The 23,337-nt window shown below is 51.6% G+C and carries 22 protein-coding genes; 21 read left to right on the top strand and 1 reads right to left on the bottom strand.

From position 1 onward, the window contains the following. From ACOYIE_RS02485 to ACOYIE_RS02400, 18 genes are all read left to right on the top strand, one after another. On the top strand, positions 1–791 hold a 791-nt coding region (locus ACOYIE_RS02485; RefSeq protein ID WP_433410504.1), incomplete at its 5' end, for an acyclic terpene utilization AtuA family protein. Between the two features lie 14 nt (positions 792–805). After that, complete coding sequence (locus ACOYIE_RS02480) at positions 806–1,132, top strand: DUF4387 domain-containing protein (protein ID WP_433410502.1); 327 nt, start codon at positions 806–808, stop codon at positions 1,130–1,132. A 150-nt stretch (positions 1,133–1,282) separates the two neighbouring features. After that, positions 1,283–2,644, top strand: coding sequence for a TRAP transporter large permease subunit (locus ACOYIE_RS02475; RefSeq protein ID WP_433410501.1), 1,362 nt, complete (start codon positions 1,283–1,285; stop codon positions 2,642–2,644). A 12-nt stretch (positions 2,645–2,656) separates the two neighbouring features. Beyond that, on the top strand, positions 2,657–2,977 hold the full coding sequence (locus ACOYIE_RS02470) for a hypothetical protein (RefSeq protein WP_433410499.1): 321 nt from the start codon (positions 2,657–2,659) through the stop codon (positions 2,975–2,977). Between the two features lie 70 nt (positions 2,978–3,047). Then, the gene (locus tag ACOYIE_RS02465; RefSeq protein ID WP_433410497.1) at positions 3,048–4,439 is read left to right on the top strand and encodes a sodium:solute symporter family protein; all 1,392 of its coding nucleotides are present in this window, start codon (positions 3,048–3,050) and stop codon (positions 4,437–4,439) included. Between the two features lie 908 nt (positions 4,440–5,347). Next, positions 5,348–5,932 carry a hypothetical protein gene (locus tag ACOYIE_RS02460; protein ID WP_433410506.1) on the top strand — a complete coding sequence of 195 codons (585 nt, stop codon included), beginning with the start codon at positions 5,348–5,350 and terminating at the stop codon, positions 5,930–5,932. 26 nt (positions 5,933–5,958) lie between these two features. Next, positions 5,959–7,830: a 1-deoxy-D-xylulose-5-phosphate synthase gene (gene dxs, locus ACOYIE_RS02455; RefSeq protein WP_433410495.1), complete on the top strand. Its 1,872-nt coding sequence runs from the start codon at positions 5,959–5,961 to the stop codon at positions 7,828–7,830. After that, complete coding sequence (locus tag ACOYIE_RS02450) at positions 7,823–8,620, top strand: TlyA family RNA methyltransferase (RefSeq protein WP_433410493.1); 798 nt, start codon at positions 7,823–7,825, stop codon at positions 8,618–8,620. Before dxs ends, ACOYIE_RS02450 begins: the two co-directional genes overlap by 8 nt. Before the next feature lie 2 nt (positions 8,621–8,622). Next, positions 8,623–9,462, top strand: a complete 840-nt coding sequence (locus tag ACOYIE_RS02445; protein WP_433410492.1) for an NAD(+)/NADH kinase — start codon at positions 8,623–8,625, stop codon at positions 9,460–9,462. A 19-nt stretch (positions 9,463–9,481) separates the two neighbouring features. Further along, positions 9,482–9,937 carry an arginine repressor gene (locus ACOYIE_RS02440; RefSeq protein ID WP_433410490.1) on the top strand — a complete coding sequence of 152 codons (456 nt, stop codon included), beginning with the start codon at positions 9,482–9,484 and terminating at the stop codon, positions 9,935–9,937. A gap of 12 nt (positions 9,938–9,949) precedes the next feature. Next, positions 9,950–11,638 (top strand): DNA repair protein RecN, encoded by a 1,689-nt coding sequence (gene recN / locus ACOYIE_RS02435; protein WP_433410489.1) that lies wholly within the window; start codon positions 9,950–9,952, stop codon positions 11,636–11,638. 92 nt (positions 11,639–11,730) lie between these two features. Further along, on the top strand, positions 11,731–12,951 hold the full coding sequence (tyrS, locus tag ACOYIE_RS02430; protein WP_433410487.1) for a tyrosine--tRNA ligase: 1,221 nt from the start codon (positions 11,731–11,733) through the stop codon (positions 12,949–12,951). Between the two features lie 271 nt (positions 12,952–13,222). Then, positions 13,223–13,663, top strand: a complete 441-nt coding sequence (locus ACOYIE_RS02425) for an ACT domain-containing protein (RefSeq protein ID WP_433410485.1) — start codon at positions 13,223–13,225, stop codon at positions 13,661–13,663. Between the two features lie 26 nt (positions 13,664–13,689). Beyond that, positions 13,690–14,901 carry a homoserine dehydrogenase gene (locus ACOYIE_RS02420; RefSeq protein WP_433410483.1) on the top strand — a complete coding sequence of 404 codons (1,212 nt, stop codon included), beginning with the start codon at positions 13,690–13,692 and terminating at the stop codon, positions 14,899–14,901. A gap of 14 nt (positions 14,902–14,915) precedes the next feature. Next, on the top strand, positions 14,916–15,806 hold the full coding sequence (gene thrB, locus ACOYIE_RS02415) for a homoserine kinase (RefSeq protein ID WP_433410481.1): 891 nt from the start codon (positions 14,916–14,918) through the stop codon (positions 15,804–15,806). A 55-nt stretch (positions 15,807–15,861) separates the two neighbouring features. Next, a complete protein-coding gene (locus ACOYIE_RS02410; protein ID WP_433410479.1) occupies positions 15,862–17,070 on the top strand; it encodes an aspartate kinase in 1,209 nt (402 codons plus the stop codon). Between the two features lie 92 nt (positions 17,071–17,162). Beyond that, a complete protein-coding gene (locus ACOYIE_RS02405; RefSeq protein ID WP_433410478.1) occupies positions 17,163–17,351 on the top strand; it encodes a hypothetical protein in 189 nt (62 codons plus the stop codon). A gap of 166 nt (positions 17,352–17,517) precedes the next feature. Continuing rightward, complete coding sequence (locus ACOYIE_RS02400; RefSeq protein ID WP_433410477.1) at positions 17,518–18,645, top strand: helix-turn-helix domain-containing protein; 1,128 nt, start codon at positions 17,518–17,520, stop codon at positions 18,643–18,645. 97 nt (positions 18,646–18,742) lie between these two features. On the opposite strand, the gene ACOYIE_RS02395 is transcribed toward ACOYIE_RS02400, so the two are convergent. Beyond that, the gene (locus tag ACOYIE_RS02395) at positions 18,743–19,324 is read right to left on the bottom strand and encodes a TetR/AcrR family transcriptional regulator (protein ID WP_433410475.1); all 582 of its coding nucleotides are present in this window, start codon (positions 19,322–19,324) and stop codon (positions 18,743–18,745) included. 209 nt (positions 19,325–19,533) lie between these two features. Between ACOYIE_RS02395 and ACOYIE_RS02390 the strand changes: the two genes are divergently transcribed. From ACOYIE_RS02390 to ACOYIE_RS02380, 3 genes are all read left to right on the top strand, one after another. Beyond that, complete coding sequence (locus ACOYIE_RS02390; protein ID WP_433410473.1) at positions 19,534–20,991, top strand: transglutaminase domain-containing protein; 1,458 nt, start codon at positions 19,534–19,536, stop codon at positions 20,989–20,991. A gap of 18 nt (positions 20,992–21,009) precedes the next feature. Next, complete coding sequence (locus ACOYIE_RS02385; RefSeq protein WP_433410471.1) at positions 21,010–21,588, top strand: hypothetical protein; 579 nt, start codon at positions 21,010–21,012, stop codon at positions 21,586–21,588. Positions 21,589–21,942: 354 nt separating this feature from the next. Beyond that, on the top strand, positions 21,943–23,310 hold the full coding sequence (locus ACOYIE_RS02380) for an MATE family efflux transporter (RefSeq protein ID WP_433410469.1): 1,368 nt from the start codon (positions 21,943–21,945) through the stop codon (positions 23,308–23,310). Positions 23,311–23,337 lie beyond the last annotated feature (27 nt).

Genomic DNA, 23,337 nt, shown 5'->3' with positions numbered 1-23,337 from the left:
ATGAGGGCTTTCCGGAGAATATCGCGTACTATACCGGCAAGGTGCTGGAATGTGCCTCCTTCTGCTGTGAGCCTTACGGCGCGAAGGAATCGGTCATCGGAACGATTACAAAGGATGATGTAAAAGTTACTGCTATGGCGCCGTTCCAGCGCTGCACAATTGCCTCCGTGGCAGGCCACGCGATGTACGAGCGCACCAATCCTTATTACGAGTATGTTGCCGGCGGCTGCCTGGATATGAGCGAATGCAAGTATGAGCAGTTTGATGAAAAGACCTGCCGCATTACCAACGCCAAGTTTGTTCCGATTGAGGGACGTATCAAGGTCAAGCTCGAAGGTTCCGGCTTTGTCGGCAAGCGTTATCTGGGCATGGCGGGTATCCGCGATCCGTATACGATTAAAAACATTGACAAGGTGATCGAGTGGGCGCGTTCTCAGGTTGCAGAGCGTCATCCGAATGAAAAATATGAACTGAACTACCGCATCTTCGGCAAGAACGGCGTTATGGGCGATATGGAGCCGGTTAAGGAGACTAAGTCGCATGAGCTGCTGGTTGTCGTTGAGGGCGTGGCTGACAATGACAAGCTGGCTGAGGAAGTTACCCTGATCGGCATGCGTCAGATTTTCTACGCCCGCCTGCCTGAAGTGAAGGGCACGGCCGGTACAGCTGCCTTTATTCTGGATGAAGTAACCAAGATTTCGGACGCTTATACCTGGACGATGGACCATACGGTCGAAGTCGACGATCCGCTTGAGCTGTTCCCGATCTCTATGATCGAAATCGGCGAATAAGGAGGAGAAACATCATGAAAACGATGAAATTAGTTGATCTGGCAAAGACGATTCGCAGTAAAAATGCTGGCACTGACCGCATCACCTTTGATATCATTTTCCGCGATCCGGCCAACTATGAGAAGGTCAAAAAGAGCGGCGTACTGAACCCGAAGTTCGTTTGCGAGCTGTTCAATGTCGATGAGAGCCGCCTGGCTGATTTTGTTGAATTTGACCCGGGCTATGCCATCAAGTTCACGATCAATCGTCTGCGTCCCTCTGGTTCTTTTGGTGAAGGCGATATTTTTGGTTGTCAGCAGTATCCGCCTCTGCTGGATGTGGAGATTCCGATAGAGGATTAAGACGCTGCAAAAGCCCGACAGATAGTCTTACTGAAACGGCCGGTTGTTCCAAAATGAAACGACCGGCCGCTTTCTAAAAAAGTGTCCGGCCGCTGCCCAATATACGGCGGAAGGGCAGAACAGACAATTCAATAGAAAAGGGGGAGTACCATGCCCGTTGAAATCACCTACCTGGTAGCGCTGCTTGTTACCATCTGTGTATTTTTTATCGTACTCAAGCGCCCCATTTATGAAGGCATGCTGGCCGGCTACATTGTTCTGGTGGCCATGACCAATCAATGGGGAGCAATCGGGGAGCATATTTACAAAACCTCGACAAATACCTTGTTCTATGCAATCGTAGCTTTTATGGTTGTCGCCCAGATATTTACAGGGACGAAAGTTATTGACGCCTGTATTGAAGTTGTCCTTTCACTGTTCGGCCGCATCAAGGGAGGCACGGGCTATGTGGCGCTGCTGGTTTCCAGTTTTATGGGCGCCCTGTCCGGCAGCGCGGCCGGCAACGTAGCCGCGACAGGTGTATTCACCATTCCTGCTATGAAGCGCGCCGGGTTCCCAGATTATCTGGCTTCCAATATCTGCATGGCATCCAGTACCATGGGCAATATGATTCCGCCTGCTGGAATTATTGTGGCATCGTTCGGCATATTGACAACACTGTATGGCGAGGACACTTATACGATGTCTCAGTTCTGGCTGCTGATGTGGGGGATTTCCCTGTGGTTCATTTTGCAGCGTGCGGTTACAATTTTTGTGTTCTGCAAGATTCACCATATCGAAGCGCTGCCGCCACAGGAGATTCCCAAGTTTGGTGACGCCATTCGCAAGGGATGGAAGTCGATGATGATTCCGGTGGTCATCCTTCTGCCGTTCCTGCTGGACGCTCAGCTCAAAGAGGGATTTTTTACGGACCGCCTGACCGCTGCCGGCGCCTCAGCGTTGTCAAGCTGCGTGCTGCTTTTCACGCCGGGTATTGCCGCCGTATATGCACTGTTTATCATTCGCAAAAACATGAAAGTCGGACCCAAGAGCATTGTTGCGCTGCTGACCAAAGGTACGAAGTCCATTGTTCCGGTTTCGGCCACCATTTTCTTCGCTTACTGCATCAGCAATCTGTTTGAGTCGCTGAACGTAGGCGCGAATATCGGCAATATGATTGCCGGCTGGAATCTGGGTCTGGTGCCGCTGGCCCTGATTCTGCCTCTGTTCACAGCTATTTTAGGCATGATTTTGCCGGGCTCTTCGCAGGTTGCCATTTTCGGTACCGCGATGGTGTCCGTCATGGCTGCGGCCGGCGCCAATCCCTTCCTGATTGCAGGCATGCTGCCGGTTATCTGCGGTGCGATGGAGGGCATGACGCCGCCGCTGGCGCTGTGCATGTATACCGCGATGGGTATTTCCGGTTCAGGTATGAAGGAAACCACCAAAAACTGCATTATCTGGTGCGTACTGCACTACCTGCTCAGCGTCATCTGCATGCTTGGCGTGCTGCCTGTTTTTGGAATGGTGTAAGGAGGGGCAGAGATGAAAAAGGTATCGAACGTTCTCTATCAGATTTTTGGCTGGGGCGCATACATATCCATCTTTGCCGGCGCAGTCTGCTTTGCGGGTTTTGTAGTTGCTCTGATTTTGGGCGGAGAAACCGGCGCCTCGATTGCTGTTGCCATCAAGAGCACTGTGTTTCCTCAGATTATCAAGGTTGCCAGCGTCGCGGTCGGTGTTGGCCTGATCGGCATGTACTTTGGCAAGGAGGAAGCTCTCTCTATGGCCGCAGATAAGAAAGAAGCGGAAGAAGACCTTCGACGCAATTTGCAGGAAGCGGCTGAGAAGGAAGAAGAAAAGTAAAACAAAGGAAAGGGCCTTGCCTCAGAACGGGCAGGGCTCTTTCCGCCACACGCAGAGGAGTTGCTTTGAGATGATTACACTTGGTTTGCCGCATCTGATCGGCGCGGTGCTGACGCTGGTTCTCGTGTTCTCTGCCGGCATTGTTTCGGGCCGCAAGGTAAAGAGCGCGGCGGATTTTGCAACCGGCGGCGGAAAGTCGAATGCCATCATGGTAGCGGGTGCGATTATTGGTACGCTGGTTGGCGGATCGTCTACAGTTGCGACCTCTCAGCTTGCTTTTACACATGGTTTTTCGGCTATCTGGTTCAGCTTGGGCGGCGGCCTTGGATGTTTGCTGCTTGGACTGTTTTTTGTCCGCCCGATGCGAAAAAGCGGATATTTGACCCTTCAGCAGATGATCCAGCAGGAGTACGGCCCCAGAGCGGGATTTTATTCCTCGGTGCTTGGTTCGCTGGGTATCTTTCTGAATATTGTAGCACAGCTTCTGTCCGCCATGGCGCTGCTGGCGGCGATTGTACCATTATCCCCCTTGCTGTGCGCTTTGATTGTTGCTGCGATGATGATGGGATATGTAGTGTTTGGCGGCATGAGAGGCGCAGGGGCAATAGGCCTGATTAAGACCGTGATGCTTTATGCCTGCGCCATCCTGTGCGTGATCATTGTATTTCAGAAAAGCGGCGGACCAGCAGCGTTATATGAGGCTCTTCCGGCAGGTACATATTTCAACCTCTTTGCCCGCGGGCTGGGGGTGGACGGCGGCGCGGCTCTGTCGCTGATATTGGGCGTGCTGTCCACGCAGACCTATGCGCAGAGCGTGCTTTCTGCCAAAAGCGACCGTGCCGCAGTGCAGGGTGCGCTGGCAAGCGCTGTTCTGATACCTCCTATCGGGCTGGGAGGCGTGCTGATCGGCATGTATATGCAGACAGCTTTCCCGACGATGGAGGCTGCGCAGACGTTTCCGCAGTTTATTTTGCTGTATATGCCGGGCTTCTGGGCCGGCGTGTTCCTTGCAGTGCTGCTCATTGCCATTATCGGATGCGGCGCTGGCCTGACACTGGGCATCAGCAGCATCGTGACGAACAACCTGTACGCCAGAGCGGTGCCGAACAGTACGGATGAGCGCAGGCTGACCGTCAATCGCATCGCCATTGTGGCGGTACTGCTGCTTGCTGTCCTGTTCACGGTAGGCGATTTGCAGTCGGTCATCTTACAGTGGAGCTTTATGTCTATGGGGCTGCGCGGGGCGGTGGTGTTTCTGCCGCTGTGCGGTGCGCTGTTTCTGCCTGGCAAGATTGCGTCAGCCTATGGCATTGCGGCAATTATTGCTGGGCCGCTTTGCGTTCTTCTCGGAAAATTGTTGTTGCCCGGCCTTCCGTTTGATCCGCTGTTTCTTGGAATGCTGCTCAATCTGGTTATTATGGCCATTGGCCTGGTGCGCGGCCGCAGGGGCAGGGCAGAGTGAACAGTCTTTTGCGCAGAGCCGTCAGCAGAAAACCGTTCTGACACAAAAAGATGCATAGGCGGTGAGCCTTTGCGTCTTTTTTGTTTTCCGGCAGAAGTGCGGGCACGAACCGCCAAAAAGAAACGGAAATGTGAATTTTTATGCAATTCGCTTGAATAAGACGGTGCTTTGTGGTAAACTACAAAATAAGTGACGTAGTATCCTAGTCAGCGCATACGATTCCCAGGACGGGCCTAAAAATCCGTAGAAGGGCATATCGATGAAGTCTCTGGTGTTTGCTTCTTACGCCCAGTTTGGGGTGGATGCTGGAGGTTAAGGCTTGCGGGCGCGCTTCAATGGCATGAAGTACCGACCCTCTCGCCGTGGAGACCTGCATGCGTGGAGTACCTATAGCATCGATTGATTGATGGATACTCTACGGTGCAGGATGAAACCTGTATTGCGGTGTGGCGTGAATGCGCGTGTTTTCCCGCCTGCCTTCCTTGAAGAGCAGGAAAATGGGCGGCGCGCAGGAGCAAAACGCTGTGTGCAGTGTAGCCTGCCTTGAGTGGCCATGGTGAATAATGTACCCGCCTGTGTGCCCCCGGCCAGGGGCGCACGGGAATTGATGTTTGAAACCATGTCTGCAAAAGAGGCTAAGAATCGTGTTGCCTGTAGTGGAAAGCACCTAGGCTATTCTAACGAGGCAGGCGGAGGAGTGCAGTGCGGACTAAGTGGCAATTCGGTCCCGGCAATGGTAACATTCCGGCACGGACGATAATGGGAAACCGCCATGACGGCGACGCGTGGTAGTCCGCGGGGAAAGCCAACCGAACCTCAAGCCGCAAGATTAACTCAGCCTGCCGTCACTTTTTAGAGAAGATCAGCCCTGTTACAGGGCTTTTTGTTAAGGAGTATTTATTTTGGAAGTGCCCGACAGACAGCAGAAGAAAAAAGCGCAGCCGCAAAAACCCAAACTGATTAAAACCAAGTGGGTGCTGACAATTACTGTAGTCAGCTTTTTTGTTTCAATGATTATGTCCTATGCCTCCAGTGAGGCCCTGAATAATGCAGGAACATTACTTTCATTTGTCGTTTTGTTTGTATTTATCGGTTTGGGCATTGTGTTCGATATGATCGGTGTTGCGTCAACCTCGGCGACTGAGAAAGAATTTCATTCCATGGCCGCCCATAAAGTTCGCGGCGCACGCGAAGCGGTTTGGATGACGCGCAATGCGGAAAAAGTATCCAGCATCTGCAATGATGTGGTGGGAGATATCTGTGGCATTATTTCAGGTGCGACGGGTGCGCTGATCGTGGCGCGCATAACGGCAGGGCTGAGCGGCGCACGGGCTGTATTGCTTTCGTTGCTGGTAACTGGCATGGTTTCAGCAGCCACTATTGGCGGCAAGGCGGCAGGCAAGGGCATTGCGATTGCGTTTAGCAGCAAGGTGCTGGCAATGTGCGGCCGCGTGCTGTCGGTGCTTCCCATTACGCTGGACGGCAAAAAATAAAGCTGTGCGCGTGGGCGGAGGAAGTTATGAAACATTACGGGATTTTGGACAATATAACGGGACCTGCCGATCTGCGCGGCCTGTCATATGAGTCTCTTGATACGCTGTGCGCTTCGTTGCGGGAGTTCATTGTGGATTCCGTGTCACATACGGGCGGACATCTTGCGTCCAATTTAGGCGTAGTGGAACTGGCAGTTGCCTTGGAAAGGGAATTTGATTCCTCGCGGGACCGCATTGTATATGATGTTGGCCACCAGAGCTATGTGCATAAAATTCTCACAGGCCGCAGGGATAGATTTGATACACTGCGGCAGTATGGCGGCATTTCCGGTTTTATGAAGCCGGAAGAGAGTATAACGGATCCTTGTATCACGGGCCATGCGTCAAATTCAGTTTCCGTGGCATTGGGCATGGCGCATGCGCGTACATTGAAAAACCAGAAATACCATGTGGTTGCGGTGATTGGCGACGGTGCGATGACCGGCGGCATGGCCTATGAAGCGCTGAACAGCGCTGGCACATCGGGCGAGCCGCTGCTTGTGATTTTAAATGACAATAATATGTCAATTGCGCGGAATGTGGGCGGATTGAGCCGGCATTTATCCCGATTGCGCGTTAGTCCGCGTTATCTGCATGCGAAAACGCATGTGAAGGACAGTCTGGCACGGATTCCGGGCGGCGCGGTGGTTACACGGCTGATTTCGCGCTGCAAAGCACGGCTGAAACGTATTTTCCTGCCTGCAACGCTTTTTGAGCAGATGGGCTTCACCTATTTTGGACCGGTGGATGGGCATGATCTGAAAAGCGTATGTGAGCTGCTTGCACAGGTGAAGGGAATGAAAAAGCCGGTTCTGCTGCATGTGATGACCCAGAAAGGGCGTGGATATGCGCCCAGCGAACAACATCCGGAAGCGTACCATGGCGTCTCTCCGTTTGATGCGGAGGCAGGGCTGGATTATGCGCCGGGGAAAAAAGATTTTTCTGCCTGCATGGGAGAGACCCTGTGTGCGCTGGCAGAGAAAGATGCGCGTATTTGTGCGGTTACGGCGGCGATGCCGTCAGGCACCGGTTTGACCGGTTTTGCTGCACAGTTTCCGGATCGTTTTTTTGATGTTGGCATCGCGGAGGAACATGCCGTTGCCATGGCGGCCGGTATGGCGGCACAGGGATTGCTGCCTGTTGCTGCAATTTATTCCACTTTTTTGCAGCGTGCATATGATCAGATTGTTCATGATGTGGCAATTGCGCGCCTGCATGTGATTTTTTGTGTGGACAGGGCCGGTATTGTCGGCGCAGACGGCGCGACGCATAACGGCGTGCTGGATATTGCGTTTCTGCGTTCAGTGCCCGGGGTTAAAATATTTTTGCCGGCGAATTTTGCGGAACTGCGCAGCATGTTATCTCGTGCGATCTATCATGAGGATGGCCCTGTTGCTATCCGATATCCGCGCGGTGGTGAGGGCGATTTCTGCACAGATACGACCGAGCTGGACATTGTGCGGGTGCGTCAAACGGCACAGCCGACGGTTTCCCTGCTGTCCTATGGCACGATGATTGAACAGGCGCTGGCGGCTGCGGAGCTGCTGGAAAAGCGGCAGATATTCGCTGAAGTTTGGAAACTGAACGCGCTGGATGACAATATGGAGCAGATGCTGACAGGTTTGACGGAGCAGTTGGCAGACTGGTGTGTGGTGATTGAGGATGTGGTGCAGAGCGGAAGTGTTGGAGAATTAATCGCTTCTCATCATAAGGGCCGCACCGATTTGCTGAACACAGGCGATCGCTTTTTGCCGCATGGCAGTGTGCAGGAGATTTATCGGCACTGCGGGATTGATGCGGAAAGTATTGCTGATTTTATCTGTCAGGAAAAGGGTAAAGGAGAAACTGCGCATGGCTAAAAAAAGACTGGACGTGCTGTTGTTTGAAAAAGGACTCTGCCCATCGCGAGAGCGGGCGAAAACCGCGATTATGGAAGGCATTGTCTATATTGCGGGGCAGAAGGCTGGAAAAGCGGGCGATATGGTGGATGAAAACGCCCAGCTTGAGGTACGGGATACAGGAAAAAATTTCGTTTCACGCGGCGGAAAAAAGATAGAAAAAGCGCTTGATTATTTTCGGATTGACCCGTCAGGGCTGGTAGTGATGGACGTGGGCGCTTCGACAGGCGGCTTTACCGACTGTCTGCTGCGTCGCGGCGCGCAAAAGGTCTATTCGATTGACGTAGGTTATGGGCAGCTTGCATGGAGTTTGCGGCAGGACCCGCGTGTTGTCTGTATGGAACGGACCAATATCCGCTATGTGACGCCGGAGCAGCTTGCGGAACCGCCGTCTCTTTGTGTGATTGACGTATCTTTTATCTCGCTGAAACTGGTGCTTCCCGTTGTCGCTTCGCTTCTGACGGAAGAGGGGCGCGTTGCCTGTTTAATCAAACCCCAGTTTGAGGCAGGGCGAGGAAAGGTAGGCAAAAAGGGCGTTGTGCGCGAACCGGAAATTCACCGAGAAGTGCTTGAACAATTTGTGGAAAACGCACACAGCGCGGGGTTTGCCGTGCAGGATGTGACGTTTTCTCCAATCAAGGGGCCGGAGGGAAATATTGAATTTTTGGGCTTTTTGGCAAAGCAGGGAGAAGAGCGTCTGCCTGACCTGGATGATATTGTGCGTCAGGCGCATATGGAATTGGATGTATGACTATGAAGAATTTTTTCATCTATCCCAATACGCGTAAGGACGGCGCGCGCGCTGTGTTGCCGCAGGTGTGCGGGCGGCTGATGCGCGACGGCGTTCGGCTGCTGCTGCCGATGGAAATGAGACAGGTGCAGATTGCTGATGTTGGATATATGCCTGTGGATGAAGCGGTTCAAGTATCCGATCTTGCCGTTGTGCTGGGTGGAGACGGCACGATGCTGCGCCTGGCCCGGGAAGCGGCCCTGCATAAACTACCGATGCTGGGAATCAATGTGGGCCATGTCGGCTTTATGACGGAGCTGGAGCCTGATGAACTGGGGGAGATGGAAAAACTTTTCACAGGGGAATATGTGATTGACAGCCGCATGATGCTGCATGTGGCCGTTCAGCGAAACGGACGAATTATTTATGAGGACGATGCGCTGAATGATATTGTTATCAAAGGCAATTCGTTCCGAATAGTGCGTGTTTGCATTTTGGCCGATGATGAAGAAGTGACTCGGTTTAATGGGGATGGTGTGATTGTATCTACGCCATCGGGGTCGACCGCATATGGATTGTCGGCTGGCGGGCCGATTATTGAGCCGAGCGCTGAAAATATTTCCCTGGTCCCCATCTGTGCACATGCGCTGGCGGCAAAGTCGTTTGTCTTTGCGCCGGAGCGCCGTATTACACTTGCTGCCGCATGTGAAGGGGGAGACGACGTATCCCTTTCAGCAGACGGCGGAAGAAGTTTTGCTGTCCGTCCGGATGACCGGATTGAGATTACTCGTTCACGGCTGCATAGTCGACTGGTCAGATTGAAAGGCAATAGCTTTTATACGATTTTGCAGCAAAAGCTTTGAGCAGAGAGGGGCAGGTTAGATGAAATTTCAACGGCAGGCAAAAATACTGGATTTGATTGATCGCCTGGAAATAGAAACGCAGGAAGAACTGACCGACCAGCTGCGCGGGTTCGGTTACAATACCACCCAGGCAACCGTTTCGCGTGATATAAAAGAACTGCATTTGATTAAAACGCTGTCTGCTGAAACGGGAAAATATAAATATGCAGTGGCGGCTTCCGGCCCTGCGGACAGTTTTACTACCCGGCTGCGCAATATTTTTCGTGAATGCGTAACAGAAATTAACGCGGCGCAGAACATGGTGGTCATTAAGACCCTGCCTGGCCTTGGGCAGGCGGCTGCTATGGCGATTGACGCGATGCGTGCCACGGAAGTGGTTGGTACGCTGGGCGGAGATGATACTGTTTTTGCAGTAATGCAGGACAATGAGAGTGCAGCGCGGTTTTGCGAGCAGGCCAGAGATATTTTGAAGTAAGGGGGCACGGCAATGCTGCAATTGCTTCACATTGAGAATATTGCCGTGATCGAGCAGGCGGATATTGAACTGGAAGACGGGCTGACTGTACTGTCCGGCGAAACCGGCGCGGGTAAGTCGATTGTGATTGATTCAATCGGCGCGATCCTGGGACGCAGGATCAGCCGCGATCTGGTGCGGTCAGGGGCGCAGAAAGGCTTTGTCAGCGCGGTGTTTACCGCGCTGTCTCCTGCGTTGCAGGCGCTGTTGGATGAACTGGCGCTGTCCGGAGAAGAACCGGATACCCTGCATATCCAGCGGCAGCTCACGGCGGACGGAAAAAGCACCTGCCGGGTGAATATGAAGCCGGTTTCTGCGTCGGTGCTGCGGCAGCTTGCCCCGTATTTGATTGATATCCATGGGCAGAATGATGGGCAGAAACTGCTGGATGAACAGCATCATATTGACTATCTGGATGGCTATGCAGGCTGTGAAGCGCTCTTGGCACAGTATCGCCCGCAGTATCAGGCGCTGCTTGCGCTGCGGCGGGAGATTACGGCGCTGGAGACCGGTGAACAGGAACGTCTGCAGCGGGTGGATATGCTGACTTTCCATAAGGAAGAGATCGAAGCGGCACAGCTGCAGCCGGGCGAGGAGGAAGCGCTGGCGCAGCGCAAGGCCTATTTTGATCATGCAGGCCGCATTGCGGGCGCGCTGGCGCAGGCACGCCTTACGTTGGATGGGGATGATGACACGGCCGGTGCATGTACCTTGCTGGAACAGGCAGCGGGCGCGCTGACCGGTCTGCATGCGGTATCGGAAGCCTTTGATGGCCTGGCAGAGCAGGCAGAGGAACTGCGCCTGCTGGCTGCCGACCTGCGTGACAGTGTGTGCAGCCAGAGCGACCATCTGGATTTTTCACCGGCAGAACGAGAGTGGGTAGAGCAGCGGCTTGATTTGATTTACCGCCTGCGGCAAAAGTACGGCGAATCGGTGGCTGAGGTGATTGCATATCACGATAAGATCACGGCAGAGCTGGATGCGCTGCAGGATTCAGATAACCGGCGGGACACCCTGCGCGAACAGTATCGTGAGCAGCTGACAGAGGCAAAAAAACTGGCGGCACAATTGAGTGAGCAGCGGCGTGCGGCGGCGAAGCGTCTGGAAACAGAAATCGTGCGCGAGCTTGCGGAGCTCGATATGGAGAAAGTCAAAATGCGCATTGCTGTGCATACGGGTACCAAATTATCTGCACACGGATTTGATACCGTATCGTTTGAGATTTCGGTCAATCCCGGCGAGCCGGAAAAACCCTTGTCCAGGGTAGCGTCGGGCGGCGAACTGAGCCGCATTATGCTGGCGCTGAAAAATGTCTTGACGGCCGGAGAAGATGTTGGTATGCTGATTTTTGATGAGATCGATACCGGTGTTTCCGGACATGCCGCGCAGCAAATTGCGCGCAAATTATCCGCGATTGCGAGGAAAAAGCAGACGCTTTGCGTGACCCATCTGCCGCAGATTGCAGCGATGGGCGATCACCACTTGCGTATTGCAAAGTCGGTGCGGGACGGACGCAGCTATACCGATGTCAGCCCGATGGATTGGCCACATCGCGTGGATGAAATTGCGCGGCTGCTGTCCGGTGATCAGATATCGGATGCAGCACGTCGAAATGCTGAAGAGCTGCTGTGTGCTGCCGGGCAGGAGGGAGAGCCGCAGTGATTATTATTGATGAGCGCCGTAAGGAACGGGCACCGTAGCGGTTTACAAGATAGGTTTCAAAATTACTTTATAATAGATCGGGGAAATAACAGATGACGATTTACGAAGAACTGAAAGCGCGCGGGCTGATCGCGCAGGTAACAAATGAAGAAGAAATCAGCAAGATGATCAACAACGGCAAGGCGACCTTCTATATTGGCTTTGACCCCACCGCGGACAGCCTGCATGTCGGTCATTTTATGGCGCTCTGCCTGATGAAGCGCCTGCAGATGGCCGGCAACAAGCCGATTGCACTGGTTGGCGGCGGTACGGGCTACATCGGGGATCCGTCGGGCCGTACGGATATGCGCTCCATGATGACGCCGGAGACCATTCAGCACAACTGCGACTGCTTCAAAAAGCAGATGGAGCGCTTTATCGAGTTTGGCGAGGGTAAGGCGCAGATGGTCAATAATGCGGACTGGCTGCTGGATTTGAACTATGTTGATCTGCTGCGCGAGGTCGGCGCATGCTTCTCGGTCAACAATATGCTGCGGGCAGAGTGCTATAAACAGCGCATGGAAAAGGGCCTGAGCTTTCTGGAGTTCAACTACATGATCATGCAGTCCTACGACTTTTATTACCTGTTCCAGCATTACGGCTGCAACATGCAGTTCGGCGGCAATGACCAGTGGAGCAACATGCTGGGCGGTACCGAGCTGATCCGCCGCAAGCTGGGTAAGGACGCCCATGCCATGACCATTACGCTGCTGCTCAATTCCGAGGGCAAGAAGATGGGCAAGACGGCTTCGGGCGCGGTATGGCTCGATCCGAACAAGACCGCTCCGTATGATTTCTTCCAGTACTGGCGCAATGTGGATGATGCGGACGTGCTGAGGTGCATCCGTATGTTGACATTCCTGCCGCTGGAGCAGATTGAGGAGATGGACAAGTGGGAGGGCGCGGAGCTTAACCGCGCAAAGGAGATTCTTGCGTATGAGCTGACTGCGCTGGTACACGGCAAGGAAGAGGCGGACAAGGCGATGACCGCGGCAAAGGAAATTTTCCTGGGCGGCGGCGTAAGCGAAAATATGCCGACCACAACTTTGACCGAAGAGGATTTTACCGATGGTCAGATCGGCGTGCTGTCGCTGCTGGTCAAGTGCGGCCTTGCGGCCTCCAACGGAGAGGCGCGTAAGCTCGTGCAGGGCGGCGGTGTATCACTCAACGGGGAAAAGGTGACGGATTTTAAGCAGATGCTGGATAAGTCAGCCTTTACAGAGGAGTGCATCATCAAGAAGGGGAAAAAGACCTTCCATAAAGCGGTCCTGTAAAAAGACTAAAGGGAGAACCGTCGGCCGGAATATTGGCCGGCGGTTTTTGCTGCCTTATCAGGATGAAACCGCTGCCTACAGGCTTTTGCCTGACAGAATGCGTTAGCCCCATTGCTAAGAGCGAAAAAACAGGAAAAGCCATTGTCAAAATGTCCAAAACACAGGGTAGAAAATGTTGAAATTTATCAGTTATTCTCTTGCTTTGCTATGTGTGATATGGTATGATAAGTGAGCATGAAAAAGACATTTGTCTTTTTAGGGAGGACAACGCATGATAAAACCAAAGTATTATCTGGTTGAACGCACATTGCTGCCAGAGGTGTTTCAGCGTGTGATTGAGGCCAATGAAGCGATTGCTTCGGGAAAAGCCGCGACGGCGAGTGAAGCTGCAAAGCTGGCGGGCCTGTCGCGCAGCGCTTATTACAAATATAAAGATGGCGTGCGCCCCTTCTTTGAAGTAACAACTGACCGCATTGTCACATTTCATTTTATGCTGCATGATCAGCCGGGCGCTTTATCAAGTATTTTGGGGCTGATGGCGCGGTCGGGGGCCAATTTGCTGACGGTAAATCAGTCTATTCCGATGTGCGGACAGGCTTCGGTTACCATTGCTGCGCGTACGGGAGAAATGAAGTATTCGGTTGAAGAACTGATGCACCGTGCAGAAGCGCTGGAAGGCGTTACCAAGGTTGAAATTTTGGCTTCAGAATAAATATCGCGGGTACGGAGGAACAAATGATGATAAAAGTTGCAATTATGGGACATGGCACGGTCGGCTCGGGCGTGTATGAGGTGTTCGAGATGAATGCTGAAAAAATTGCGCGCGTTGTGGGAGAACCGGTCGAGGTAAAATATGTGCTGGACCTGCGCGATTTTTCTGCTTTGCCTTATGGAAATAAATTTGTAACGGATTTTTCGGTGATTGAAAATGATCCGGAAGTAACGGTGGTTGCCGAAGTGATGGGCGGCGTCGGCGCAGCGTATACCTTCACCAAGCGCTGCCTAGAGGCAGGGAAAAGCGTCTGTACCTCCAACAAAGAGCTGGTTGCAACCAGAGGTGAGGAGCTGCTTCAGATTGCGGAAGCGCACGGTGTAAACTATATGTTTGAAGCCTCGGTTGGCGGAGGCATTCCGATTATCCGTCCAATGCTGCAGTGCCTTGCCGCGAATGAATTTGATGAAATTTGCGGTATTTTGAATGGCACAACCAACTATATTTTGACACAGATGATTCATAACGACGTCACTTTTGCTGATGCCTTGAAGCAGGCGCAGCTAAACGGTTATGCCGAAAAGGACCCGACTGCCGATATCGAAGGGCATGATGCTTGCCGGAAAATTTGCATTCTGTCCGATTTGGCGCTGGGAGACAAGTTTGACCCCGACGAGGTTTCCTGCGAAGGAATCACCAAAATTACACTGGAAGATGTTGCGAACGCGGATAAACTGGGCTGTGTGATCAAGCTGCTTGGCCGTATGGTTCGCAATGAGGATGGTACGGCATATGCCTATGTAGCGCCGCATCTGATTCATAAAGACAGCCCGCTGGCTTCTGTTGAAGATGTGTTCAATGCCATTATGGTGAAAGGCAACGCGACAGGCGACGTTATGTTTTACGGAAAAGGTGCGGGCAAACTGGCCACGGCTTCCGCTGTGGCAGCCGATATGATGGACTGTGTTGAGCATGCGGAACGCCGCCGCCGTATTATGTGGGGAGACGGCTCGAAACATCTGCTCCGCCCGATGGATACGCTGCAAAGTGCATGGTATGCTCGCTTCAAAGGCCCGCGGGAAGAACTGGAAAAAGGTTTGCCCGTGGAAAGCCTGAGTGAGCCGGCAGCCAATGTATTTGTTGTCAGAACGCATAAATTGGCGACTGCAGAAATGCAGAAGCGGATAGCCAAACTCAATGAATGCGGTGAAGTGCGTGCGGCAATACGCATACTGTAAGAGGAGAGAATAGAATGGTAAGGATCACTGTTCCTGCAACGAGCGCTAATATGGGTTCGGGATATGACAGCATTGGCATTGCGCTGGAGCTTTATAATGTGATTGATATGGAAGAAAGCGATTGTATTGATATTTCGGATAAAAACGGTCAGTTTGTGCCGAAAGATGCGAACAATCTTATTTACCAATGCGCCAAACGGGTGTATGATGAATGTGGAAAATCACTGCGCGGTATGAAAATTGTTGAGGACTGTGCAATTCCGCAGACGCGGGGGCTGGGTTCCTCTTCGGCATGTACCGTTGCCGGCATTATGGGTGCAAACGCGCTGCTTGGCAATCCGCTTGACCGGCAAGCGGTTATTGACCTTGCAGCAACGATTGAAGGGCATCCGGATAACTCCACACCCGCCATTCTGGGCGGTTTTTGTGTGGCGCTGCTGGAAGATGGTCATGTGTGGAATGTTCGTGTGCCGATGCACGGTGCGATTGACTTCGTCGTATTTATTCCGGATTTTCAGCTTTCGACTGAGAAAGCACGCGCTGCGCTGCCCAAAACGATTGCGCACCGTGATGCAGTATATAATCTTGCCCGTGCAGCCCTGCTTGCAGGGTCGCTGACGACAGGCAAACTGGAAAATTTGGACGCCGCGACAGGGGACTGCCTGCATCAGCCATACCGCTTCGGTTTGATTGAAAACGGCGAGGATATTGTGCGGGAGGCAAAGCAGTTGGGTGCGCTGGGCGCGTTTATCTCAGGTGCAGGCCCGTCTATTATTGCGCTGGTTTATAAGGGGGACAGAGATTACCTGTCCCGCGCGCAGGCGGTTTGCCAAAATAAGTATCCGCATTGGAAAGCAATGCAGCTTCGCTGTGATGAAGTGGGTGCAACAGTAAAATTTATGTAAGAGGGGCGGCCTGTGCTCTGCGCAAGCCGTGATATAAGGAGGAAACAGTTACAGTATGGGTCTTATTGTACAAAAGTTCGGCGGTTCATCGGTTGCGAATACCGAGCGCCTGAAGAACGTTGCGGACATTGTTACCAGCACGGCAAAAGCAGGCAATCAGGTGGTTGTCGTCGTTTCCGCACAGGGGGATACAACCGATGACTTGATTGCCAAGGCGGCGGAACTGAACGATCGCCCGTCCCGCCGTGAAATGGATGTTTTGCTGAATACGGGAGAAATGATCTCCATGTCGCTGCTGGCAATGGCGATTCAGAAGATGGGATTTTCGGTTGTCTCTTTAACTGGCTGGCAGATTGGCCTGGAAACCAACAGCAATTATTCGGATGCGCGTATCAAGCGCATTTCCGGAGACCGGCTGAAGGCAGAACTGGATAATGGCCGTATTGTGATTGTCGCAGGTTTTCAGGGCATTAACAAAATGGGGGATGTGACGACGCTTGGCCGCGGCGGTTCAGATACAACTGCGGTGGCGATTGCCGCAACGCTTGGCGCGGACCTGTGCCAGATCTATACGGACGTGGATGGCGTATATACCGCCGACCCGCGCATTGTGCCGACAGCCCGCAAGCTGGAAGCGATTACCTATGATGAAATGCTGGAGCTGGCGTCTTTGGGCGCACAGGTGCTGCACAACCGCAGTGTGGAAATGGCAAAGAAGTACAATGTCGACCTCGAGGTTGTTTCAAGCTTTACCCGCAACGCGGGTACCAAAGTCAAGGAGGGTTCTCACATGGAAAAATTAAATGTTTCGGGCGTTGCCCGTGATAATAACTGTGCGCGCGTTGCAATTATCAATGTTTCCGATACGCCAGGCACCGCGTTCAAAGTATTTTCGCTGATGTCCAAGCACAATGTGAATGTGGATATTATTTTGCAGTCTGTCGGCCGTGACAATAAGAAGTCGATTTCCTTCACCATCCGCCAGGACGATGCAGAGCGCGTTGGCCAGATTTTGCAGGATAATGCAGAAATGCTCGGCTATGAAGATGTTTCTATCAGCACGGAAGTAGCAAAGGTATCGATTGTCGGCGCTGGTATGGCTTCGTCGGCAGGTGTTGCATCCAAGATGTTTGAGGCACTGGCGATGGCGGGTATCAATATTCGGATGATCTCCACTTCGGAAATTAAAATTTCGGTGCTGATTAATGAGGAGGACAGCGAAAAGGCTGTTCGAGCCATTCATGAGGAATTCTTTGGTGCGTAAAGTATTGATATAAATTTATCAATCTCGTTGACAATTGCACTATCACAAGGTATAATACAATTAAACCACCCGACGAGAAAAGGAGAATTCAAATGAAGAAGCTTTGGTGTCTGTTCCGCCGTCGCTATGCAACCGGTGATGAAAAGCTGTGTGTTGCCCTTTCTGAAACGGAAGGCCGTGTTCGTCGCTGCCCGTATGCGACCGAAGAGGAAGCAAAGGCAAACTGTTCTGAGTATGCATATAATAACCGCCCTGAAGGCGAAGATGAGGGCATCGAATAAGTTGCTTACATAGCAAGCCCTAAAGCCCCGAAAGCGACGTCTTTCGGGGCTTTTTTCTCTTAAACAGGGGAGGCAACTGCCAGTTGACAAAACGAAACGCAGAGTTGGTGGCGTTTCATCTGATTTTTGAGTAGGATAGAAGCAGAAAAAGAAAGGCAGGTGGAGTATGATGACAACGGGTGAAAAAATCGCAGCCTTACGACGGGAGGCAGGATTGAGCCAGGAGGCATTGGCCGACCGGCTGGGTATTTCCCGCCAGGCGGTAAGCAAATGGGAAGCAGACCAGGCCGTGCCTGGGATGGATAATTTAATGGAGCTGAGCCGGATTTTTGGCGTTTCGGTGGATCATCTGCTGCGGCCGGACGGAGAACTGCCCGGCGGGAAGGAGGCCGGAGCAGAGGAAAAATCGTCAGAAGCTGCTGTTTCCGGCTATACCGTTTCCTTTAAGCCGACGCTGACGAAAAAAACAAAGGCCGTTGTGATTGCGGTCGCACTGCTGCTGTGTGCCAGCGTTGTGTGCAACATAATATCGCTGACATGGTTGGTAAAATTGCAGGATGAGGTCAACCGCATTCCGCGGAACTCCAATACGGTATACGTTCCCGCGCCGGATACATCGCAGCCGGAGCAGTCGGACATGGCAGATGTAACGGTTGATTATTCGCTGGACGAGAACGATCCGACTCAGCTTTCTTTGCGAATCAGCGCGATGCCGCGCGAAGTGGACAGCGAAGAAACTGCGCAGTTCTGTATCAAAGGCGGCGGAGAAAATCTGACGGTGGATACGGCTTATGCCAACGGCGGCTATACTGCGGAGACGCTTTATCCACTGATGGATGAGGTTTCGGTTTATTTGCTGCTCAGCAAAAACGGTACGACGCGTAATTTGCAGGTTGCAAATCTGTCTGACTTAAATCGTGAATTTGCTTTGGATATTACGATATCTTTTGAGCCGGAATCAGGCGGTGGATTAGTCTATACTACGGGAACCGCAGGAGGCTTCGGAAGCCTGACGGGAAAGCTGTGCATCGCGGCGCAGAACAACACCAGCAAGATATTCCCTGTTTCCGGCAGGGTGGTGCTTTGCGTGGGCGAGCAGGAGTATGACAGCGTGATGATATCCGGCATAGCAGAGCGGGTCGAAGAATGGCTGGAGCCGGATATGGCTTATGCAGAGATGTATTATTATGTTGATCTGCCATGGGATCGAATTGATGCAGCATCGTATGAGGAGATTTCCTGGTATGTTGAATTGACGGATAATTTAGGCCGTGTAACCCAATATACGATGTGAACACGGAAGGATAAATTTTGTAAAAAGGTGCGAAACGGCGCAGCCTCCGAATGACGGATTCGGTGGCTGCGCCGTTTTTATTGTATCACTTGGAAAATTACCGTGCGACTAAGCCATATAGCATGGTGTTCAGCAGTTCGCGGGTTTTTTGCTCTGCATCAGCCAGAGAATCCTCGCGAATATATACGCCCAGAAAATTAACAAAAGCGCGGAACTGCCGTATAGCAGCCTCCAGAGAAACGGATGCGGAGAGATGTGCCTGCTGCAATACTGTACGCAGCATTTGCGTATTCAGCGCATCAAATTCAGCGCGGCAATGTTCCAGCTGTTGTGACAGATGGCTTTGGGGATAAACCAGTACATCGTAAAATAGCTGGCGGTGGGCTGGATACTGCTGAAAGAACTGCATCCTTACTTCAAAATACTGTTTGATTGTAACCGTTTCAATATGGATATGATCTTGCAGAAAAATAGTCATATCACGGAACAGAAGCTCTACACAGGCCAGATAGAGGGCATCTTTATTATCATAATAATGGTATAGCAATCCTTTGGAAATGCTTCCCTGGGTACAAATTTGATTGATAGCGCCGCCTGCGTATCCATGAGCGGCAAATTCCGTAAAGGCATATTGCAGAATATATTCACGGCTGCGCTTGTTTTTTTCAGACTGCTTCATGCGGAAAGCCTCCTTTTGGTTACAGTATAGCAAAAATGCAGCTTTTCTTCAATAAGGATATTGACTGTTTGGTTCGTTTACTGTATCATAAAACAAACCAAACGGTTTGTTTAAAGGAGATGGATAAAATGAAAAAAATAATCTCTTTTTTGTTATGTGCCTGGATGCTGACTGGCTTTGCTTCAGCGGCAGCCTGGCCGCAATGGGCAGTGAGCGCAAAAAATTGGGCGCAGCAGAATGGATTGAGTGAGCAGTTCATTGATGAACCGCTGAGTAAAGTCACACGTGGTCAAATTGCACAAATGCTGTATGAAGCAGCGGGTAAGCCGGAGGTCACAGCGGAGATTCCGTTTGTTGATATTCCGGAAAATAACGAGGATGCCGTGACCTGGGCAGCGGAGCAGGGGTTTGTACAAGGGGTAGGCGGCGAGCGATATTGTCCGAACCGGCTGGTTACCCGTCAGGAATTTGCTGCTATTTTGTACCGGGGGTTTGGAAGTCCCGATGCGTATGAATATACGCTTGAGCATTTTGCAGATCGGGGGAATGTAGCAGGATGGGCGCGGGACGCCATGCGCTGGTGCGTTGGAACGGGTTTGATGCACGGGAAAAGCCGCGATCAGCTGGCTCCGCTGGACAATCTCACGGTGGCAGAGGCTATGCTGATGCTGCAGCGTGCAGACAGAGACCCTGCGTCAGACGGTACAGTTACGGTTTCCAGTCTGGCAGATATTAAGAAGCAACTTGCGATGTCTATCACAATGGCAGAGCAGCCGCCGGTATTTGATGTACATATGCTTGGGCAGTCCTCCAATCTTCCGATGGATGTGAGAAATCAGTATTATACGATTTTGTCCGAGCAGCCTGAACTGAAATATGCGTATGATTTGCAAATAGAGCATGGCAGCAATAATTTGCTGTATTGCACGGTTGCGTACATGCCGTATCGCACTGGACGCTATCCGGATGGCTTCCAGGGAGCTAAAGTGTCCTCTCTGACAGATCTGATGCACGTTGCGCAGCAGAACCTGTCAAAGGAAACGGTGTCAATACGCATTACAAATCCAGATTTATCAGTGGATGATATGAACAGGGCGCTTCAGCAGGTAGGTGGAAGCTATATTCTGTGCCAATTGAATAAAGATGGCACAGAGATTGTTTTTACCCCGCAGATGCAGGAAGACAGAACATGGTGCTTGCAGCGATTGACAGATATCCATACTTTGGCAGATGAGATTGTACGGGAACAGGTAAAAGATGGAATGACAGAGACGGAAAAAGCAGAGCGCCTGTATACCTATTTGACAGAAAATGTATTGTATGACCACCGATATTACAGCGATCGGGAAAACATGCCATATGTATCGCAGACTGCGTATGGTGCGCTTCATGATGGATTGGCAATTTGTGGCGGATATGCGCAGGCTTTGCAGGTTTTGTTTGAAAAAGTGGGGATTCCCTGCTTCACGGTAAGCGGTACGATGGGAGGTGAATATCATATGTGGAATATTGCCCGGCTGGATGGTGAATGGAATTATTTTGATGCCACAAGCGATCGCGGCCGAGCAGACTACTGGTTTAACTATTTTAATGTAGCACAGGAAAAATTGTCACGCTATCAGTGGAATACGGAGTGGGTACAGACACTGACACAATCGCTGGTTTAATCGAAAGGAGAATATCGTATGATGAAGAAAATATTTCCGTTTGGAGTTTTTGTGGCAGGTGCGTTTCTAATCATGGCTTGCGCATTCAGCAGCGGATTGGGTATTTTTACCATGGGACAGACGGCTGAAGCAGCGATGGTACCTGCTGAAATAGAGGAACAGGCAGGAGCGGTGGAGCAGAATCTGACGGCGGCAGAGATCCTGATTGGCTGCCATGATACGGAAATTATGCAGCTGCTGGGAGGCGGAGAGGAATATTATACAGAAGATGGATTTACTCCGCTGGGACGAAAGTATCAGACGGAACTGTATCATGAGCCGGTGGTGTTCTACACAAGCTTTGAAGAAGACCGCATAATTGATTCCGTTGCCATTTGGATTACCGACGGAACGCAGCCGGTATCGGAAGAAATGGTGCAGACCTGGCAGCAGAGAGTCTCTGCTCACACGGGGGAGGAGATGAAGGAAGCAGCCCATTCGAAGGAGTCTGGCATGCAGTCCTGGCGCTGGAGAACGGATGATCTTCTGTACACGCTGAGGCTTTTGGATGATACGCTGACGTTAGATATCAACGCGGTTGTGGGTCAGCTGAAATAAGCTTGCGGGGACCATACAAAAAGAGCAGGAACTTAGAAGAAAGAAAAGGCGGGAGCGCTGCGGCGAAAGGCAGCGCTCCCATTTTTGTGGTACGGCAATGGCTTTGGAGGGAGAAACGAAAGGCGGACTGCTGTTGGCAGAAAAAGTTTACATCTAAAATATTGACTGAACGGTCTGTTTATGATACACTAAAACAAACTGATTAGTCTGTAAAGTGGGGCGGTATGCATCAGAAGGAGTGATTGCGCAAGCGTATGCTGCTTCGCACAGGATAAATGCGATAGCATTTTACAGCTGAAATGCTTTTGAGAGCCTTTCTGTTACTTTAAACCATGAGGAGAGGAAAATCAAACAATGAACAATATGGAAGAAAATGCATCAGTTTTTGAGGAAATGGCGCCATCCAAAGCCATTGTAAAACTGGCGCTGCCGGCTACGCTGGCCTTGATAGCCAAGGCGGTATATAATATTGTAGATACTGCCTATATTGGTATGCTGGATTCGGATATCGCGCTGACAGCAGTAGGCGTGACCGTACCTCTGCTGCTGATTATGGTATCAATTGAGAATATTTTTGCTTCCGGTGCAGCGGTGCTGACTGGCCGGCAGCTTGGTGCCGGCGATCAAAAAGAGGCCAGCCGGACGGTGACAACCATTATCGGTGTGTCAATGGTGATAGGAATTGCCTTGTGCATAGGCGGAATCGTGTTTATCGAACCGCTGATGCGGTTTTTCGGAGCATCTGATGCGGCCCTGCCATTGGCCAAAGATTATGCATTCTGGATGTTTATTGCCGCGCTGGCCAATTTGCCAGCGCAGAGTATGAATTGCGCGGCACGGGCAGAATCATCGGTGAAAATATCTTCCATTGCCGTGATTACCGGTGCGGTACTCAACGTAATCCTGGACCCCATCTTTATGTTTGATTGGGGATTGGGAATGGGGGTAGAGGGCGCATCTTTGGCAACCACTGTTTCCCAATTTGTTACATTTGCCATCCTGGCATGGTTCTATTTGAGCGGCCGCTCAATCATTCGGCTGAAGTGGAAGTCGTTCCGGCCGGATGGAAAGCTGCTTTGGAATGTGGCAATGATCGGAATTCCGACTGCCGTCATTCAGATTTGTCTGTCTGTTGCGGCTTCTCTTACCAATATTGCGGCCGCCCCTTTGCCTGATGCAGATGCAATTATCGCTGCATACGGTGTGGTGCAGCGGTTGATTTTGATAGGCTGTTACATAATTATGGGCTTTATGCAAGGATACCAGCCTGTGGCCGCTTATGCGTTTGGTGCGCGCAAAACAGAACGGTTTCACAGTGCTGTGCGCTTTGCGCTGCGCGGAGCACTGCTGCTGACGGTTTTGGTTGCGGGAGCCTATATTGTGCTGGCGTGTCCGCTCATACTGCTATTTAATGATAACCCCGTTATTGTGGAGTACGGATGGAGGCTGTTGGTCTCGCAGGTAGTTCTGTATCCTGCGTTCGGGCTGTGCTATATGATGACAATTACCTTCCAAACGATTGGAGAATCGCGCTATGGACTGTTTTTGTCCGTGATACGGCAGGGACTTTTTTATGTTCCGTTTATTTTGCTTTTGCCAGGCCGGATGGGCGTGAATGGAATTTATTTATCGCAGCCGTTGGCAGATGTATTGACAATTATTGTATGTGTGCTGTCTGTCAAATCTATGAAGAAGATCGCAGCGCAAAGAATGGAAGAATAAATGGAAAATTAGTACAGAAACAATGGA

The organism is Agathobaculum sp. (genome assembly GCF_050946325.1).
Classification (GTDB): Bacteria; Bacillota; Clostridia; order Oscillospirales; family Butyricicoccaceae; genus Agathobaculum.
Note: the sequence above shows the minus strand (reverse complement) of the source record. Positions and strands in the feature narration are given on the sequence as shown.